Origin of the sequence: Reichenbachiella agarivorans (assembly GCF_025502585.1) — a bacterium.
Classification (GTDB): domain Bacteria; phylum Bacteroidota; class Bacteroidia; order Cytophagales; family Cyclobacteriaceae; genus Reichenbachiella; species Reichenbachiella agarivorans.
In genome coordinates, this window is sequence record NZ_CP106679.1 from 64747 (window position 1) to 83656 (window position 18910).

At 41.3% G+C, this 18910-nt stretch carries 11 protein-coding genes; 7 read left to right on the forward strand and 4 right to left on the reverse strand.

Annotation, left to right across the window (positions count from 1 at the left end):
* Window position 1 precedes the first annotated feature (1 nt).
* Entirely contained in the window at window positions 2–724 is a 723-nt protein-coding gene (locus N6H18_RS00260; RefSeq protein WP_262309842.1) for a LytR/AlgR family response regulator transcription factor, read from the forward strand.
* A gap of 43 nt (window positions 725–767) precedes the next feature.
* On the opposite strand, the gene N6H18_RS00265 is transcribed toward N6H18_RS00260, so the two are convergent.
* Together N6H18_RS00265 and N6H18_RS00270 are read right to left on the reverse strand one after the other, a co-directional pair.
* Window positions 768–2828, reverse strand: coding sequence for a beta-N-acetylhexosaminidase (locus tag N6H18_RS00265; RefSeq protein ID WP_262309843.1), 2061 nt, complete (start codon window positions 2826–2828; stop codon window positions 768–770).
* Window positions 2829–3148: 320 nt separating this feature from the next.
* Window positions 3149–6907: a two-component regulator propeller domain-containing protein gene (locus N6H18_RS00270; protein ID WP_262309844.1), complete on the reverse strand. Its 3759-nt coding sequence runs from the start codon at window positions 6905–6907 to the stop codon at window positions 3149–3151.
* 373 nt (window positions 6908–7280) lie between these two features.
* On the opposite strand from N6H18_RS00270, the gene N6H18_RS00275 reads away from it, so the two are divergent.
* The 6 genes from N6H18_RS00275 (at window position 7281) to N6H18_RS00300 (ending at window position 15536) form a co-directional block, all read left to right on the forward strand.
* The gene (locus N6H18_RS00275) at window positions 7281–7985 is read left to right on the forward strand and encodes an ABC transporter ATP-binding protein (RefSeq protein WP_262309845.1); all 705 of its coding nucleotides are present in this window, start codon (window positions 7281–7283) and stop codon (window positions 7983–7985) included.
* Window positions 7975–9204: an ABC transporter permease gene (locus tag N6H18_RS00280; RefSeq protein WP_262309846.1), complete on the forward strand. Its 1230-nt coding sequence runs from the start codon at window positions 7975–7977 to the stop codon at window positions 9202–9204. The genes N6H18_RS00275 and N6H18_RS00280 overlap by 11 nt, the downstream gene beginning before the upstream one ends.
* 1 nt (window position 9205) lies before the next feature.
* Window positions 9206–10468 carry an ABC transporter permease gene (locus tag N6H18_RS00285; protein WP_262309847.1) on the forward strand — a complete coding sequence of 421 codons (1263 nt, stop codon included), beginning with the start codon at window positions 9206–9208 and terminating at the stop codon, window positions 10466–10468.
* A gap of 49 nt (window positions 10469–10517) precedes the next feature.
* On the forward strand, window positions 10518–11639 hold the full coding sequence (locus tag N6H18_RS00290; RefSeq protein WP_262309848.1) for an efflux RND transporter periplasmic adaptor subunit: 1122 nt from the start codon (window positions 10518–10520) through the stop codon (window positions 11637–11639).
* 22 nt (window positions 11640–11661) lie between these two features.
* Window positions 11662–13092, forward strand: coding sequence for a TolC family protein (locus N6H18_RS00295; protein WP_262309849.1), 1431 nt, complete (start codon window positions 11662–11664; stop codon window positions 13090–13092).
* Window positions 13093–13265: 173 nt separating this feature from the next.
* Window positions 13266–15536 carry an ATP-binding protein gene (locus tag N6H18_RS00300; protein ID WP_262309850.1) on the forward strand — a complete coding sequence of 757 codons (2271 nt, stop codon included), beginning with the start codon at window positions 13266–13268 and terminating at the stop codon, window positions 15534–15536.
* 2 nt (window positions 15537–15538) lie between these two features.
* Here the strand turns inward: N6H18_RS00300 and N6H18_RS00305 are convergent, their stop codons facing one another.
* Together N6H18_RS00305 and N6H18_RS00310 are read right to left on the reverse strand one after the other, a co-directional pair.
* Window positions 15539–17737, reverse strand: a complete 2199-nt coding sequence (locus N6H18_RS00305) for a hypothetical protein (RefSeq protein ID WP_262309851.1) — start codon at window positions 17735–17737, stop codon at window positions 15539–15541.
* Window positions 17734–18909, reverse strand: coding sequence for a DUF4249 domain-containing protein (locus N6H18_RS00310; protein ID WP_262309852.1), 1176 nt, complete (start codon window positions 18907–18909; stop codon window positions 17734–17736). Before N6H18_RS00310 ends, N6H18_RS00305 begins: the two co-directional genes overlap by 4 nt.
* Between the last annotated feature and the right edge of the window lies 1 nt (window position 18910).

Genomic DNA, 18910 nt, shown 5'->3' on the forward strand with positions numbered 1-18910 from the left:
TATGAATATCAAATGTCTGATCATAGATGACGAGCCGCTGGCCATCAATGTCATCAAAAATTTCTTAGAAAATTTTGACCAATTCGAATTGAGTGGGACTTGTCCAGATGCTGTGGAGGCATTCAACTATCTCTCCAAAAACGAAGTTGATGTTATCTTCTTGGATATCAACATGCCCAAAATGAGTGGTTTGGATTTCCTGAAAAGTCTAGCCAAACCTCCCCTAGTGGTGATCACTACTGCCTATCGAGAGTTTGCCGTAGAAAGCTTCGAGCTGGACGTAGTAGATTATATCGTCAAGCCGTTTTCTCTACAGCGCTTCATGAAGACAATCAATCGAATCGAGCAAAGGTTAGGCGAAAAGAAAGTCAGCAAAACAGACAGCATCATAGCCACAGAACACGAAAGAGCACACGTATTCTTCAAGGTGGACAAAAAGATGGTCAAGGTTTATTTGGACGAAATTCTCTATATAGAGAGCCTCAAAGACTACATCAGAATCAAAACCTATGACGAAAGCCTCATCAATCACAACAACCTAGTAAGTGTCGCTGAGCTACTGCCACCAGACGAGTTTGTCAGAATTCATCGCTCCTACATCATTGCGATCAAAAAAGTGAAGGTCATAGATGGAAATCAAGTAGAGGTTGGAGACAAATTGCTACCTATAGGCCGCAATTATCAGAAGGATGTCAAAGACATGTTGCTTGGTTTTAGTAGCTAAAAAAATAGTATTGAGATGTTAGATCATATCTATTGTCTATATCTCAATTCTGAGTTGATTTCATGATTTGAGTCATTTCGATAAGAGTGGCTATTGGGTCGATCACCTGTAGTTCTACTCTCCCGCTTTGGCTCTTGGCCTCTTCCAAATGTTGGATACTAGCTTTGTACCATTTCTTCGATGACTTTTTCCCTGTTTCGATATATTCTAATGCCTGTATAGCATCTTGTGCCATGATTTTTAGATTGGTAGAATGTGGCAAAGCTTGACCTAGTATAGGCGAGATATTTACCGTCTCTTGAATCACCGCATCATTGGCAATCCATACATTCAATTGAGCGCTCATATCATCTGACACCATTTTTCCAGCCTGAAAATCTTCTACCATGTACTTGAAGCGCAAAGCATCTGGTGCATCTGCGGTACTAGCATCTGCCAGTTTCGTATAAGGAGAAAACACGCTATACATGAATCCCCCAGGATTTCTGGTGTATCCTTTCATGGGTTCCAATACATTGACCAAGTTCCTGACAGCTTCTACTTTTCTTGAATTTGCCAAGTTTCTCAATATTACCTCCTGATTGCGTATATGCTCCAATCCATAGTGCTCTAAAATCAGGGATACTTTTTCCATCCGCTGATACATATCACGCACATCATTGACCTCCACAGGTGACCAGTATCGTTCGGCAATGGCAGCCATCCTTGGCCAAATCCGTGTATCAATGGTCAACGGGGTAACCAGTTCGCTCCAAATAGTCGCCTCTCCACCTAGTATATTGGCCTTCATTTCATCATCCAAATCATAGCCAAAATAGGGATCAGTGTTGTAATGATCCTCTGCCTTGTACATCAAATCTATGTAGTAGCCATTGGACAATACAGTCTGAAATCCTTGTCTGGCTGCATTGAAAAGTGTCGTGGTATCTGTGAGTCCCTGTCCTCTCCCTCGCCATGAATGAATGATTGTTCCCTCGGGTGTATCGGCTGTATGTATTTCGTCCCAACCCATCATTGTCTTGTTGTACTTCTTCAGGATTTTAAACAATCTATTATTGAAATAAGACTGCAATTCGTGGTTGTTTTTCAGGCCTTTGTCCTTCATGAATGCCTGAATGGCTACATTTTCATTCCAATGTTTTCCTTCGTTTTCATCTCCGCCAATATGAAAATATGGGTCAGGAAATATGCCCGCTACCTCACCAAACAACTCATCCAAAAAGACATAAGTCTGCTCTTTGATTGGGTTAAGCGTAGGATCAAAAACCCCTGCATTTCTCACCAAACTGTAGGTAGTATCCTTGCTACCCAACTCGGGAAAGGCCGTCAAAAGTGCGCTGGCATGCCCCGGCACATCGATTTCAGGCATCACACGGATGCCTCTATCATCCGCATATTTGATGATATCCTTGAGCTCCGCCACGGTATAATAATCCCCATCAGAACTCACCTCATTCAATCTTGGAAACAACTTGGACTCGATTCTATAACCATGATCATCACAGAGGTGAAAATGTAGTACATTGAGCTTGACAGCTTCCATACCATCTAAGTTCCTTTTGATCACATCTACTGGCAAAAAATGTCGAGAAGCATCCAACATCAATCCTCTCCATTGAAATCTGGGAGCGTCCGACAGCTTCAATACTGGCAAATAATATCCCTCTTCATCCACCGAAATCAACTGAAACAAGGTCTGCAAACCTCTAATAGCCCCTATATCTGTAGTCGCCGAAAGAACAATACTCTCCGTACTAATTTGCAACTGATACGACTCGTCTTCTCCCAATGAAGTGATTCCCAATCTCTCCGCTCTGATCTGAAGTGCTGCTGAACTGCTCGTATCTTGTGAGCAGATGATCCCCTGACGAACAAATAATCCAGTGCGATTGGTCATCCTGTCTAGATATCTTGTAGCCGCTTTGCTCAGTCTCGGACCTCTCTCGGCACTCATAGCCAATTCAAAATCAGTCGTCAACCTAAATCTCCCCTCTCCCAATTCCATTTGTTGAGGCATAGGCATCAAATTGTCCAAGCCATTGGTGTTTTGAGCAAATGACAATTGGCTCACAATACAAAGCGTAGCTAATAGTATATATTTCATTTTCGAATACTTTTTCGTCGATTAAGTCTCACAATTCAATCATTGCTTGCCCAGAGTGGGTTGATTCAATTATGACAAGATAAAAGTATTTCTCAGACAAGAGGTGGAGAAATATATTAGCTAAGGGGGGTAATTCTAACGCTGAATGGTATCGGTTCCTAATTCAGACGATCAGCAGGTATAAAACTACGCAATCACCATATTTCCTGATTTATAGAAACATGGTATTGAGGCCATATTTTACACGGTAATTAGAAAATGGCAAGATTAAATCTGGGTGAGTATTGAGTCTATGAAAGAATCGTAGAAGCAGCATACGACTAACTATTCCCAGTCAATTTGAACCTATCAACCTTTTGTTTTAGATCAATAGTCACAGCGCTAACTTGTTGACTTTTTTTGGTATAATTCTCCATCCCTGCGGATAACTCTGTTGCAGAGCTAGCGGTTTGCTCGGTGCCCGCTGCAGTTTGTTCTGCAATCACGACGATTTCATTGATCAACCCTACGATGTCTCTCAAATGTTTGGTTTGCTGCTCAGTAGCGGCGACTATCATTTTTGACTTGTCCAAGGTCTCATTGTACCCCTGTGAAATCTTTTCAAGTGCTGACATAGAAAGTTTGGTAGCTTCCTCTCCTTTTTTGATACTACCTGACATCTCAGCAATCAATCCAACTGTTGCAGCAGTATCACCTTGCACTCCTGAGATCAAATGCTCAATTTCACCCGCTGATTTTTTAGAATCCTCCGCCAACTTCCTTATCTCTTCAGCCACGACGGCAAAACCTCTCCCCGCATCTCCTGCTTGTGCCGCTTCGATCGCCGCATTCAATGCCAACAGATTGGTCTGAGCAGCTATATCCTTGATGATTCTGAGCACACTATTAATATCCTCCGAACGTCGGGAAAGAGAATTGATAGACAGATTGGTTTTGGACGAATAATCTAAAATCACTTTCATCTCAGCATCCAAATTGCCGATTTGCTTCATGCCGCCATTACACATTTCAGCTCCAGATTGAGTTGCTTCATTGATAATACTAGCTTGATCATTGACCTGATTAGAAAATTGCAACAAACTCTCTATCAGCTGTGAAGATTGATCTACTTTGTACACCTGCTGCTGAGCACCTCCACTCATTTCAGAAATTGAGCTCGCTATTTCTCCTGTACTGCCATTCATCTCTTCGGCATTGACCAGCATGTCATTGGATGATAGACCGATAGACTCTACCTGTCCCACTATATCCTTGAGCAAATTATCAATAATGTCTAGTGCCATGTTAAATTTGTCCGCTACCTCTCGGATATCACCACGAGCCTCCGCATCATACCTTTGAGTGAGATCCCCCTGTGACATGTAACCAACTATTTTGTTGATCTCCTCAAAGGGCAGCACTACGGATTCAAACATGGCATTGATAGATTCGGCAAACTCCCGCCATTCTCCCGTATGATGACTAGCATCTATTCGCGCTTTGAGGTTACCAGATTCTACCACTTCCTTTACTACCTCTTTCACCTCTTGCATGACAGCCTCCAAGCTATGCTTTTGCTCTTGCAATTCTTGGTTTTGAACCAGCACCTTATCTGTAGCCTCTGCTATTTTTTGATTCAAAGTAATCTTGTCCTCCTTGATTTTGTTTTCCCTCCACTGGTAGCCGTACCACAGAATGGTTAAAATCACTGCAACGGAAAAAGTCCTAAACCACCAAGTTGCCCACCAAGGTGGTGCAACGATAATGACCAAATTAGCCTCATTGTCGGCCCATACGCCATCGTTGTTGGAACCCAACAACCGAAACACAAAGGTTCCAGGGTTCAAATTTGTAAAAGACACGGAGTGACTATTTCCATTCTCTATCCACAAATCATTCAATCCTTCCATTTTGTATTTGAACTGATTCTTTTTAGGGTCCGTAAACTCCAATGCTGCAAATCCCATGGATACATTGTTTTGATCATAGTTTAAGTAAACAGTATCTGTCCGATTGATTGTTTTGTCAGATCTAAATATTTCATTATTTACTTTGAATTCGGTCAATACTACATCAGGAACATAAGTATTATTTTTCAGATCTGCAGGATCAAATATGGTCACACCAACAGACCCCCCTACTAGTAAATCACCCCTGACACCTACAGCATGTGCTCCCATATCTAGAGCGTTGTTTTGGGATATAGTAAAATTCTTGATCTCATTATTTTCTAGCTTGATTCTAGATAAACCATTGGGTGTACTCAACCAAATATTCCCGTGTTGGTCTGGTAGTATCCCAAAAATAATATCACTCGGCAACCCATCACTAGTTGTAAATCTTTGAAATCTCCCCTTGTTCACTTCAAACTTGGCAAGACCAGTTCTCGTCCCCACCCACAACGTGCTGTCATCTTGTTGATACAATGACCTGATTTTCATCCCCACTATGGACGTCTCATCTTCTTGCTCGGGTTGCCAGTTTTTCAATTCCAAACTATTGGTGTTTACCAAGAAAAGCCCATCGTTAGTACCTAACCACAGTTCATCTTTCGATTTCTCTTCTAAAGACGTAACAACCAAATTGACCATCAACTTTTCAAATTTTCCTGTCCAAACTATTTTGGATATACTCTGGTCAAGTTTATTATATGCCAATATCCCCATCCCATCACTACAAAGCCATAGTATATCTGGGCTCTTTTCATAGATGCAGTTGATCTTCCTCATGTTGTTGGTCAAAGGACTGCTAGCGTAGACAGGATCATGAATGAACCGATCCTGATCTGCCAAATACCTGTACAATGCTCCACTTTGTGAAGACACCCATAGATCTCCACCTTTTTCACGATAGACCATTCTGATCCTGGGTGCACTCACATCATCTTTAAAATCAAAATCTTTGATGTAATTTTTAAAATTATTTGTTCCAGGATCATGGCGACTCAAACCAAAATTGGTCCCTACCCAAGTGGTTCCATCAGCATCTTGATGAATGGCTCTCACTTCATTGTTGGCCAAAGACGTTTTGTTGTCCATTTCATGAACCCAATGACTAAACATTTGGTTTTTTAGATTGTATTTATTCAATCCTCCGCCCTTGGTAGCAACCCACAAGTTGTTAGAATAATCCACCAACAACCCTCCTATAGAATTGCTACTCAAACCATGAGTCGCATCCAAAACTTCTATATCTCTAGACTTTGTTTTGTAATGAATCACACCATTTCCATTGGTAGTAATCCAAAGATCATTTTTGCCTCCTGCGTACACTTTTCTGGTAAACACATCAAGCTCCCCTTTATGCTTGGTACCATTGTATTTATCCAAAAACATATTGGTTTGGGTATTCAATATAAAAAAACCTTGTGCAGTCGTGATATAAAGCAACTTATCTTCTAGATACAGACCATAGACAAAAAATGCACTAACATTGTAGTCATTCTTGTTGACAATGTTGGGAATAGAAAATTGATGCGTTGTTGTATTGAAGTAAAACAATCCTAATGATTCATCGCCTACCCATAGATTCCCTTGTTTATCTTCGACCATAGATGTTGCCCAATGGATACAATTATCACAATTCATGTAATTCTTCCAATTAGTGAATGTTTCATTCTCAGGGTTAAACAAACTCAAGCCGTTCAGCGAACCGACCCAAATTCTCCCTTTGCTATCTTGGTAAAGTGAAATGATATTGTTGTGACTGATGCTTGAGGCATCATCAGGCTTGTTTAGAAACCGCTTGAATTTTCCCGTACTACTATTGTAAAAGTTAAGTCCTCCGCCTTCTGTTCCTAGCCAAAAATCCCCCCGAGAATCTTGCAACACGCACGTGATCCAATTGTTGGATATCGACGAGCTGTCATTGGCATCATTTACAATGTTTTTAAATTGATATCCATCATATCTACTGAGCCCGTTGTTAGTTGCTATCCAAAGAAAACCTTTGTTATCCTGTATGATTCCATTCAAATAATTGGAAGCCAACCCGTCTTCGACACTCAACCTTTCGAATAAATTATCTTGAGCACGACTCTCTATATTAAAAGCAAAGAATATTACAAACAAGTGCAATGCCCATTTATTTAGTCGAATCATCTCAGTATCATGTTTATACAATTTCGTTTTGAAGCAACTATCTCGGTGATTTCTAACCAGAGATAGTTGTACACCTCAAAAACTTATATAAATGTATAGCCAGATTGGTAATCATGCAATTGGTTAACCAATTAATTTAATAGGTTTATTTATCAAAGTTTAAAACCACATGAGCTACTTTCCCGACAGACATCCTTTGATTCATTAAAAACACTGCTCAAACGAAAAATTCAACCCTTTTCCCCGATCTCAAGTACTCAAACAAAAGAATTTCTAATTTTCTATCTTTGGTTTGTAATAAACAACTCGATCTCCGCACTTATAGCCCAAAGATCAAAACTTAATCACTTAAAGCATTAACAATCACTTGCCCATGATACAAATCAAAGACGTCCACAAGTCTTATCAGATGGGAAACAATTCCTTGAAGGTTCTCAAAGGAATCAACCTACACATCAACGAAGGAGAATTAGTAGCCATCATGGGTTCTTCGGGATCTGGTAAATCTACCTTGCTCAACATCCTAGGCATGCTCGATGAAGCAGATACTGGTGAGTACATTCTTGACAATGTATTGATCAAAAACCTCAATGAAACCAAGGCTGCTCACTACCGAAACAAATTCCTTGGCTTTGTTTTTCAATCCTTCAACCTGATCAATTACAAAAACGCAGTTGAAAATGTGGCTCTGCCGCTCTACTACCAAAAGGTAGCTCGCAAGGATCGACAAGAGCGTGCGATAAAGTACTTGACAAAAGTAGGACTGGGAGAATGGGCCACTCACCTGCCTAGCGAGATGTCAGGAGGACAAAAACAACGGGTAGCCATTGCCAGAGCATTGGCCGCTGATCCCAAATTGCTATTGGCGGATGAGCCTACTGGCGCCTTGGATTCCAAAACCTCCTATGAGGTCATGGATCTCATACAACAGATCAATGATGAAGGAAAAACCATCCTCATCGTCACCCACGAAGAGGACATTGCCAACATGTGCAAAAGAATCGTGAGATTAAAAGATGGCGTCATCATCGAAGACGTGAGTGTCAACCAAGTAAGAGCCGCAGCTTATGTTCAGTAGAGACCGTTGGCAGGAGATCTTCCAGACGATCTCTAAAAATAAACTCCGAACATTCTTGTCTGGCTTTACAGTGGCACTCGGTATTTTCATCTTCGTGATTCTATTTGGATTAGGCAACGGATTGAAAAACACCTTTGAATCGTTCTTTCTCAACGATGCAACCAACTTGATATGGGTATTTCCTGGCAGGACATCTATGCCCTACAAGGGCTACAAATCCAACCGACAGATTGAATTCAAAAATGATGATTTGGAAGACATCAAACATAATTTTTCTATATACATAGATTATGTTTCGCCAGCGATCTACCGCAACCAAAAAATAAAATATGCCAATGAATACAACAATTACAATGTTCAAGCAGTAGGACCTGGCTTTCAGTTTGCAGAAAAAACCTACCTCATGGCAGGTAGATTCATCAACGATGATGACACAAAACACAAGAACAAATACACCGTCATCGGTAGACTGGTTCGAGACGACCTCTTTGGCAAAACAGATCCTCTTGGAGAGTTTGTAGATATTGGGGGCAGCATGTTCAAAGTCATCGGTGTATTCCAAGATGATGGTGGAGACAATGAAGAACGTAGGGTTTACATTCCCTATACGACCAAACAGCTCCAAGAAAAAAACACAGACAAAATTGATCAGGTCGTGATTGGTTTCAAGCCCGAGATTGGCTATTTCGGTGCGATCATGTTTGAAGAAAAATTGAGACAATTTCTAAAAGACAAACATCAGATCGACCCCAATGACCAGCGAGGGATTTTTATTCGCAACGTAGCAGATGACCTCCGTCAAAACCAGCAATTTGCCAGCGTACTACAGATCATCGTCACCTTCGTTGGATTGGGTACATTGATGGCAGGTATCATCGGGATCAGCAACATCATGGTCTTTGTGGTCAAGGAAAGAACCAAAGAGCTTGGGATCAGAAAAGCCCTCGGTGCTACTCCCCGATCCGTGATCGCGATGATTCTGCAAGAATCCATCTTTATCACTACCATCGCTGGATACATTGGTCTATTTGCTGGGATACTAATACTCAATTCCTTAGGAGTCAAACTGGAGCATTACTTCATCAAGAATCCATACATCGACATGCAGACAGGTGTGTTTGCAACAGTTGTCCTAATCATTTTTGGCGCAATAGCCGGCTATATACCCGCCAGACGTGCTGCCAAAATCAAACCTATTGTTGCACTAAGAGACGAATAAGATGAAACTCATATTTAACAGTGACACATGGCAAGAAATATTCGGCTCGATCCGAAAAAACAAGGCTCGTACAGCCATCACCGTAGTAGGTGTACTCTGGGGGATATTTATATACATCACCCTGTCAGGTGCGGCCAAGGGTCTCAATAACGGCTTTGAATTAGAATTCCAAGACATGGCAACCAACAGCATGTTTGTTTGGTCCAACCAAACCAGTGTTCCCTATGATGGATTCAAGACAGGACGAAGACCTCAGTTCAAGCTTTCGGATGTGGATCAGCTCAAAAGAAAAGTACCACAGATAGAATTCATCGCCCCTCGCAATGTCCGAGGCATGTGGGGAGGCACCCCTGCCAAGGTAGTTTATGGACAAAAGGACGGTAGTTACAATATCTATGGAGACTTCCCTTCCCTTGTGAAGATTGCTGCAAAAAAAATCTTTGATGGTGGGAGATTCATCAACGAGGATGATATCAAAGACGCTCGAAAAGTCTGTGTCATAGGAGAAAGAAATAAAACGGATCTATTCGAAAAAGATGCAAACCCAGTGGGAGAATATATAAGAATCGACGGCAGCTATTTCAAGGTAATAGGTGTGCACAAATATGAACCTGGGGGTGGTTTTGAGTCTGACAATGATATTTATATCCCATTCACAACCTTTAAAAAACTCTATAACTCTGGCGAAAACGTAGGTTGGTTTGCCATAGCCGCCTATGATGATGCCAACGTGATACAAGTAGAACAAGATGTAAAAAGCACCTTGAAAAAGATCCACCACATAGCACCAGAGGATGAAAGAGCATTAGGTTCTTTCAATCTAGGAGAGATGTTTGGACGAATCATGGGTTTCTCCAATGGTATGACTTTCCTATCACTCGTGGTGGGTATTGCTACCATCTTGGCAGGAGTCATTGGGATAGGCAATATCCTCTTGATCTCAGTCAAGGAGCGAACCAAAGAACTCGGCATCAGACGAGCACTGGGTGCTACCCCTGGAGAAGTCCGTGGATTGATCCTACTAGAGTCCGTCTTTTTGACACTCGTGGCAGGAGTGATGGGCATAGTCATGGGAGCATTTGTCCTGTTCGGCATCAATGCCGCCACGCAGGGACTAGACTTTCCATATGCCAACCCTACAGTTCCTATTTCTTTCATACTAGGAGCCCTGGCTATCATGATCATATTAGGAACATTGATCGGTCTGATCCCTGCACAGCGTGCAGTGAGCATCAAACCAATCGATGCACTCAGAGAAGAATAAATACATAACTAACTAGGAGATAAGCTTTAACCTCATAATTAATTTAACAATGAAAAAAATATTCAAATACCTTGTAATCGTAATTGCCCTGGGCGGAGTAGCTTTTGCGACTTACTTCTTTATCCAGTCCAATAGCAAGACGGTAGAAGTTTTTGAAACAGAAAAACCTTTCAAAGCTACTATTCAGAAAAAATCAGTAGCCACAGGCAAGGTCGTCCCAGAACAAGAGGTAGAAATCAAACCTCAATTATCTGGAATCGTCGACAAGTTGTATGTCAAGGAAGGTGAAGTGATCAAAACAGGAGATCTAATTGCGAAAATAAAGGTTGTCCCCAACGAAGCATCTCTCATCAGTGCTCAAGGTCGTGTCAAGAATGCAGAAATCGTATTGAGAAATGCACAGATAGATTTTGATCGAAACAAAACCCTATTTGAAAAAGGAATCATTGCTGACCAAGCATTTAACACCGCGGAATTCAACCATTCGCAAGCCATCCAAAGTCTGCAAAATGCCAAAAATGATCTCAAAATCATCAAAGAAGGCACAGCAGGTGGTGGAGCAACCAATACCTTGATCCGTGCGACAGTACCTGGCACCATCTTAGAAATCCCTGTAGAAGAAGGTGATCAAGTAATCGAAAGCAACAACTTCAATGACGGCACCACCATTGCCACTATTGCCGATTTGACGAAAATGATCTTTGAAGGCAAAGTGGATGAAGCAGAAGTAGGCAAACTCACCATTGGTATGCCACTCGTAATCAGTCTGGCTGCTGTCAATGACAAAGAATTTGATGCCAAATTGAAATTTGTCGCACCCAAAGGGACCGAGGAATCTGGCACGGTACAGTTTACCATCGAGGGGGATGTTTACCTAGACGAAGGCTTCTTTATACGTGCGGGATACAGTGCCAACGCATCCATGATTATTGATTCTAGAGACAGCGTACTGTCTATTCAAGAGGTCTTGTTGCAGTTCGACAAAGAAACAGGAGATCCCTTTGTAGAGGTAGAAACTGGCGTTCAGGTGTTTGAACGTAAGGACCTAAAACTAGGTCTTTCGGATGGCATCAATGTGGAAATACTCTCAGGAGTCACAGCAGAAGACAAAATCAAGGTTTGGAACAAAACAGAACCAATCAAACGTGAAAGCCAATATTCCAACGATTAATTAGCATCATAAAAGAATTGTAATGAAACTAAAACTAACGATAGCGGCTCTTGCTCTCCTACTCAGTAATATTTCTTATGGTCAAGCCAAGAAATGGACGCTAGAGGAATGTGTCAACTATGCTTTGGAGAACAATATCTCGATCCAACAAAGTATCCTAGATGCAGAGTCAGCCGAATACACTAAAAAACAGGCTATAGGGAACTTCCTTCCATCGGTCAATGCCAATGCCACCCACTCTTGGAACATCGGTTTGAACCAAGACATCACCACAGGGGTTTTGGTGAATCAAACCACACAAAACACGGGGTTGGGTGCGACGGTAGGTGTAGACATCTTTAGGGGCTTGAGAAATCTTAACCAACTCCATCAGGCCAATCTTCAGATTTTAGCCAATCAGTACCAAATCGACGGTATGAAGGATGACATCTCATTAATGGTAGCCAATTCATTCCTACAGATTTTATTCAACAAAGAATCTCTCAAAGTAGTACAGTCACAGTACAAATTGACTGAATCTGAAATCAATAGGACTAAAACACTCATTGAAAATGGTCAACTGCCTCAAGGTGAAATCTACCAGTTGGAAGCCAATGCTGCCAGCCAGAGTCAGCAAATAGTCGTGGCGGAAAACAACGTCCGCTTATCTACTATCTCTTTGGCCCAACTTCTTTTAATCAATGACTATGAAAATTTTGACATTGCTTCGAATGACTATGACATTCCAGCGACTGCTATCATAGAAACCAGTCCTAGAGATATCTATCAAAAATCTCTAGAGATCAGAAACGAAGTAAAAATATCAGAAACCAATGTCGAGATTGCCGAAAAGAACTATGATTTGGCCGTAGGTGGTGCCATGCCCACTCTCTCAGCATTTTATTCCTACAACACCCGAGCCTCCAATAGAGGAGTGGTCACGGGCACTCAGCTTAGCCCTACTCAACCCACCCAAGAGATTGGGGTAGTTGAGACTACTGGACAGTCAGTAGTTGCGCCAAATTACGAAATAGTTACAGGCGGTGCAGATCCACTCTTTGACCAGTTCAAATTCAACAAAGGTCACTCATTTGGTCTGCAACTCAACGTACCGATCTTCAATGGGTTCACAAACCATGTCAACATGCAACGCAACCGTGTCAGTCTCGAAAAAGCAAGATTGACTCTGGAGAACACCAAGATAGAACTAGAAAGCAGCGTCTATCAGTCATACAATGATGCTACTGCAGCAGCCAAAGCTTATGAGGCTTCTGAAAAAACTTTGGTCGCCCGCCAACAAGCATTCAACTACGCACAAGAGCGCTACAGTGTAGGGGTAATCAACTCATTTGAATTTACCCAAACACAGCAGGCATTGGAGGCAGCTCAATCAGAAGTAATCCGCGCCAAGTTTGATTACATCTTTAAGATCAAGGTTTTAGAGTTTTACTTTGGGATCCCTATCACGGAATAAAACCTAACGCCACACCCGCATTTTTTGGAATGATGACAGTACTCTTTTTGAACTGTCATCATTTTTTATTTAATTCCTGATAGAATACAAATTCGTCTACAGCAGCGATTATAATTACTTCCTGAATCATTAAAGGATTATATTCGCCTGTTGTTAATCAACCCCATATTCAAGTGAGAAAACTTTACTGCATCATTCTATTACATTTTTTGATCCAAACATCGTCGATTGGTCAGCACATCAATCGGGCTGAAGAATTGCGTATCAACCATCTGTTGGAAGAAGGTCGAAAAAGTTTTGCGGCAGGCAACCATAGTGCTGCACTCCAAACCGCGATACAAGCAGAGAATAGAGCAGAAAAAATCGAGCACGTGCAGTTGAGCTGGGAAGCACGCAACCTACAAGGAGAGGTATTTCTTACCACAGGCAATTATGAAAAAACCGTGAATCTTTTCATGGATATGGCAATACACGCAGAAAAGCGTGAAAACTACTCAGTGTCTGCCAACGCTTATTTCTCTCTCGCCAATGCGTTCTCAGCGTTGAGTGCTTTTGACATAGCGACTTCATACTACGAAAAAGCCTATCAGCAATTTGAAATGATTGATTATGAACTCGGAATGATAGAGATTGCCCTTGCATCAGGTTACAACTTGATCAGAGCACATGACTTGGTCAATTCAGAAAAACAATTCCAAAACCTACTGACTTTGGCCGTCAAAGACAGCATTCGCTATTTCGAATATGAGGCCTACGATGCATTGATTGAAATATATGACGCCAAAAATGAACCAAAATTTGGTTCCAAATACGCCAAGGCATACTATGACTTGATCAAAGATGAAGGAGACAGCAAAAAAATAAGCCTATTAGCCTATCACCTATCTGTTTTTTATGAGCAGATGAAACTTCAGGATAAGGCAGATGAATTCCTAAAAATCGCTCTCTCCAAGAATCCTCAAAACAAGAAAGCGTATGAATCCAAAAGTATTGGTTTCAACATGCCTAAGAAACTATCAGAAAGTGAAGTCAACAAAGCAAACCTTCTGGCCAAGAAATTAGAAAGTGAGGCTTTGGCAATGATCAAATCCAAAGACCAAGAATTTGTATTCGCAGAAGAAAACGCCATCAAAAATGTACAGAAGCAAGAAAAAATGCAACTGTCAGAGTTGGCGCACAACTTCCTACTAGGAGACAAAGAAATGGATCATAGTGCTTTACAAACTGAGTACAGTCACCAAGATCTACTTATCTCTCACCATGAGTATGAGACCCGAGAGCGACAAGCTGAGTTGGCACGCTACAAGTTGGAGTCCAAACTCAACCAATTGGCCAAGGAAGATGAAGAAAATAAAAGAAAGATAGCCGAAGAAGAAAAGGTAATCCTGCAGCAAGAAGTAGAAATTAAAAATCAACAGACGCTCTATTATGTCACCCTGTTGATTGCTGTTGCGATTCTGATTATCATATTGAGTATCGAGTATGTCAGAGTACGAAAGCTGAACAAAATGCTAGCCAAGCAACAACAGACCATTCATCAAAGTAACATCCAGCTAAAAGCATCCAACGAAGACATCAAAAAAGCCAACATCGAACTTCAGAAAGCACAAGATGATCTAAGTGCCATCTTCCTCAAAGAAAAGAAAATCAGAATTGCACTCGAAAAAGCACTCGGAGAATTGAAACAAACTCAGAGCAGTTTGATCCAAGCAGAGAAAATGTCGGCTTTGGGGATGCTCACCGCTGGTATCGCTCATGAGCTTAAAAACCCGATCAACTTTATCTCCAATGGTGTACTGCTCATCGAAGAAAATGCAGACGAGGTATTCAAACACCTCAGTACACTAGAAGAAGAAAATGATACCATTGCAGAACTCAAATCTGACATCAGCGAACTCATCAAAGACACCAAGTTCGGCACAGAGAGAATCCAAGAAATCGTAGAGGGATTAAGAGTATATTCCAGAAAAGACGAAGCAGAATTCAAAAAAGCAGATGTCGTTCAAATCATGAATTCTGCCTTGCTTATTTTAAAACCAAAGTATAAACACAAAGCAGAAATCGTCAAGAAATTTGACGAGAACATACCGAATATCGATTGCTTCCAAGGTGAAATCAATCAGGCTTTTATCAATATCATTGGTAATGGTGTAGATGCTTTGAACAAATTTGGCACCATCACCATAACTATCAACAACCTAGAAAATAAATTCGTCAGAGTGATTATTCAGGACAATGGAAGCGGGATTCCAGATGATGTCAAAGCCAAGATTTTTAGCCCCCTCTTCACTACAAAAACTGAAAGTGAAGGAACAGGCTTAGGACTATCCATCACCGCCGACATCATCAAAAAACACCATGGTAAACTTCAATTGAAAACCAAAATGGGTGTAGGGACTGCTTTTATCATTACTCTACCTGTGGATCAAACTACTACTAGCTAAGGCTATTTCACCACGAAATAAGACGATCGACTGATAGGCTCTCCCTCTGGCGTGACCCCTTCTATCCGCAGCTCATAGTGACCTGTCAGGTCTGAAGTATAAAACGACAAATCCAAAACAGGTTGTTTCAGGGTGATATCTGATTGCCAATACAAGAGATCATTGAACAAGGGCTTTCTGCCAACACTGTCTATTTTCAAATCAAGGACTGGCGACTGCACTGGTACCAAGTTGACTTTATCTCCCAATGGCTCTGTATCGCCTCCATTGTTGTCCGTCGTATGAACAGCTATGACACCATCAAACATCACACTACCCATAAAGTAACGTTTGTTCATGACATCAATCCGCTCGACCAAATATGGAGACAATTTCAAAATATCTTCAGCAGTAGAAAAAGCACCATCCAATAGCACCATGGTCTCCACTTTATTCTTATCGTTATAATCAATGTCCATTGTCCTCATGTTGAAGGCATACTTATTTTCATTTTTGCTCACTCCTACTTCGAAGATCAATTCAATAAATGTGTCTCGCATGGTCGGAAACCTGGTGTAATCAGCTAGTGTGTAAGTAACCACCTCGTCGATTTCTGGAAATTCTCTCGTCGTTTTTTTGCTGTCTCTAATCTCAAAATATGCGTTTTCTATTTGATTGGCAATGGCACGTTCTGTGATTTGTACCAAGCGCGTACTATCCAAGGCCAAAGAAAAACCAGTCATAGGTTCATACTTCTCGTAGTATTCTGGATATATCTCTACTTTATAATCATTGTTAGGATCATTGAGTACTCGAACTACCCCTTTGTCGTTAGCAAAGTCAGGGTCATACTTTAGAAAAAACTCACCATTTGGCCGAACAGTTGTTGCATCTATCTCATAATCTGCCCCTCGAAAAGACAGTGCCACATTGACTTTCGATGATACATTTTTGGTCTCCGACACAATACGACCTTGTACGATTCCAGATCGGTACTCAGGCAAGTAGCGTACAGAATCGACCTCACTCGTATCCACCATACCTAGCTCTGCTATCAGCAAACGATCGATCAAATCAACATCCAAAGATGAAAACCTAATCTCCTTGAATACATCAGGAATAATTTGATGATGCGTAATATCCTCTGGGAGTTGATTACCGTAGGTTTTCTTTACAGAAACTGAAAGACGAGTCCCAACTGGCAATGGATAGGATTGACTCACTTCCTCCCGAGTGCCATATTGACTCACACTTGAAATCGCTATATTTTGCGTTCGGCCATGTAGAAAACTTCTTTCATTGACCAGAAGACCATCAACATACAACAACACAGTTATCCTTCCTGTAGGTAATTCACTACCCGTTATCAATTGTTCGGTATTGAGCGTTGTGGTGATTTCTTTGACCTTCCCTGTCACACTCCATATCTCTAATCGGCCAGTCTTTGTCTCCCAGTCGGGACTTGAATAAATTTTGACTCTATAATTGTCCAATATCTTGGTCAAATCCAGATGACTACATACCGCACATGCCACTGGCAAATCATAGAAATCAAAGCTCGATTGATACTCCAAAGCCAAACGGTATTGCTCTCCCTCCACTGGAGTGAAATTGATCATTCCCAATCCATACTGATCCAAATTCACATCCAATACTTTTTCCCCATTGGCAGAAAGTATTCTTGCCTTGGGGTTGAGTCCCTGGTTGTGTTGGTCTCGGACATAAACCAACACGCTATTTTCTATATCAGACAAAACAGTTCCTCCTTCAGGATAAAAAGATACCGATACCTTTCTCTTTTCCTCATCCACTACTAGTGGTTCATATATTTTGTATGGATTGACAATCACTATCTTTTGACTATAATAGGAGTCGAAATTTTTCATCCACCGGGTGTACGCCACTATTTGGTATAGATTGGTTTCCAAATCTGAAGATAAGAATATGGAACCTGATCCTCTGCCTCGATCCAACTCGATCTTGGTCTGATGAACTGCATTACCTTTTGCATCCATTAACTCCACGTACAATAAGTTACTCAGATCAGACAACCTACCTGTAGTGTGACTGGAAACAAATGCCGAAAAGTACAGCGTCTCACCTACTATCAGATCACTGGCACTGAGATGCAAAAAGGCTGCTTCTTTGATGTTTTGCTGCGCCCAGCTCTGCCCCAAAAATTGAAATATCAGGATGGCTATTGTAACTATTTTCTTAATCATGGATTCCAAAAATCTGGTTTATCGAGAGAACCATAGTGTCTACAATCACTGCATCTCGAAGGCATTATTATCGCATCAACAAGTTCAGGGTCGACCAATCTAATTACTTCATAGCCAGTCCCCAACCCTACATACGTATTCAATTCCGCAATGGCAACCGTGTCTGCAATCCGATCATATATACACTCATATGACATTGATGGACTAAACCCCTGATCTCTAAATGCCCCACTAGCAAATATTCTATAGCCTGAAGACACACCTGACACCTCAAAATAACCCAGTACGGGATACCCCGCATCTCTGACATTGCTAATATTACCCAGTACCGTACCTTTCTGCTTGTCAAAAAAACTACCCGAAGATTCATTGTTCTCTTTTAGGTTTTTGTAATACTGATAGGCACTGGGTGTAATCGCATATTGGTTCACAGTGAGGGAAAAATTGCTACGCAGCTGAGCATCTATATCTTCAATATATACTAATGGAAATTCAGACAATCGGTTCTCAGACAAACCACTTGTAGTCTCCGCTAGGAGTTCATCCGAGACTATACGGTTATAACAGCTTGCTATACTAATCTCTCTGTATAGCAGTGTATCGTTCATCGCATCCCACTCATATACAGATGGATAGATAACATTAATCTGATAATCCTCCACATAGTCATAACGATAGTTAGAAAAGCTCTCATCAAAATTATGGTTATCCACAAAAAACTGAACGCCTTTTAGTTGCCTACTATCTTGAGTAGAATTCTTTTCGATATATCGTCCATAGATGCTATCGATAGGCACAGGCTTGGGTACGGTCTCCTTGCTGGACGTGAATTCTTCTCCATCTGCCGTGGTGAAATGTAGTACATAACTTTGACCAGGAACCGCAGCATATTCAGTGGTAGTTTGATAGGTACCAGATGTACCATCTTCCTTGAAGATTACCTTCTGTCCATTTTCGTCCTCTACCCAAACAGTGGCACCAGAATAAGGAGCAGGCACATTTTCATCTAGTGCATAAGATACCGACAACTGCACAGTTTGTATCTTCAGCTCGCTCGTCAACACTGCGTCCACTACCAATACCGTCTCTGTATCCTTGACTTTAAAATCAAAAGGCTCCACACAGGCATACAGTACCAGCAAAACAAAAATCAAAGAAAAAACCTTTTTCATG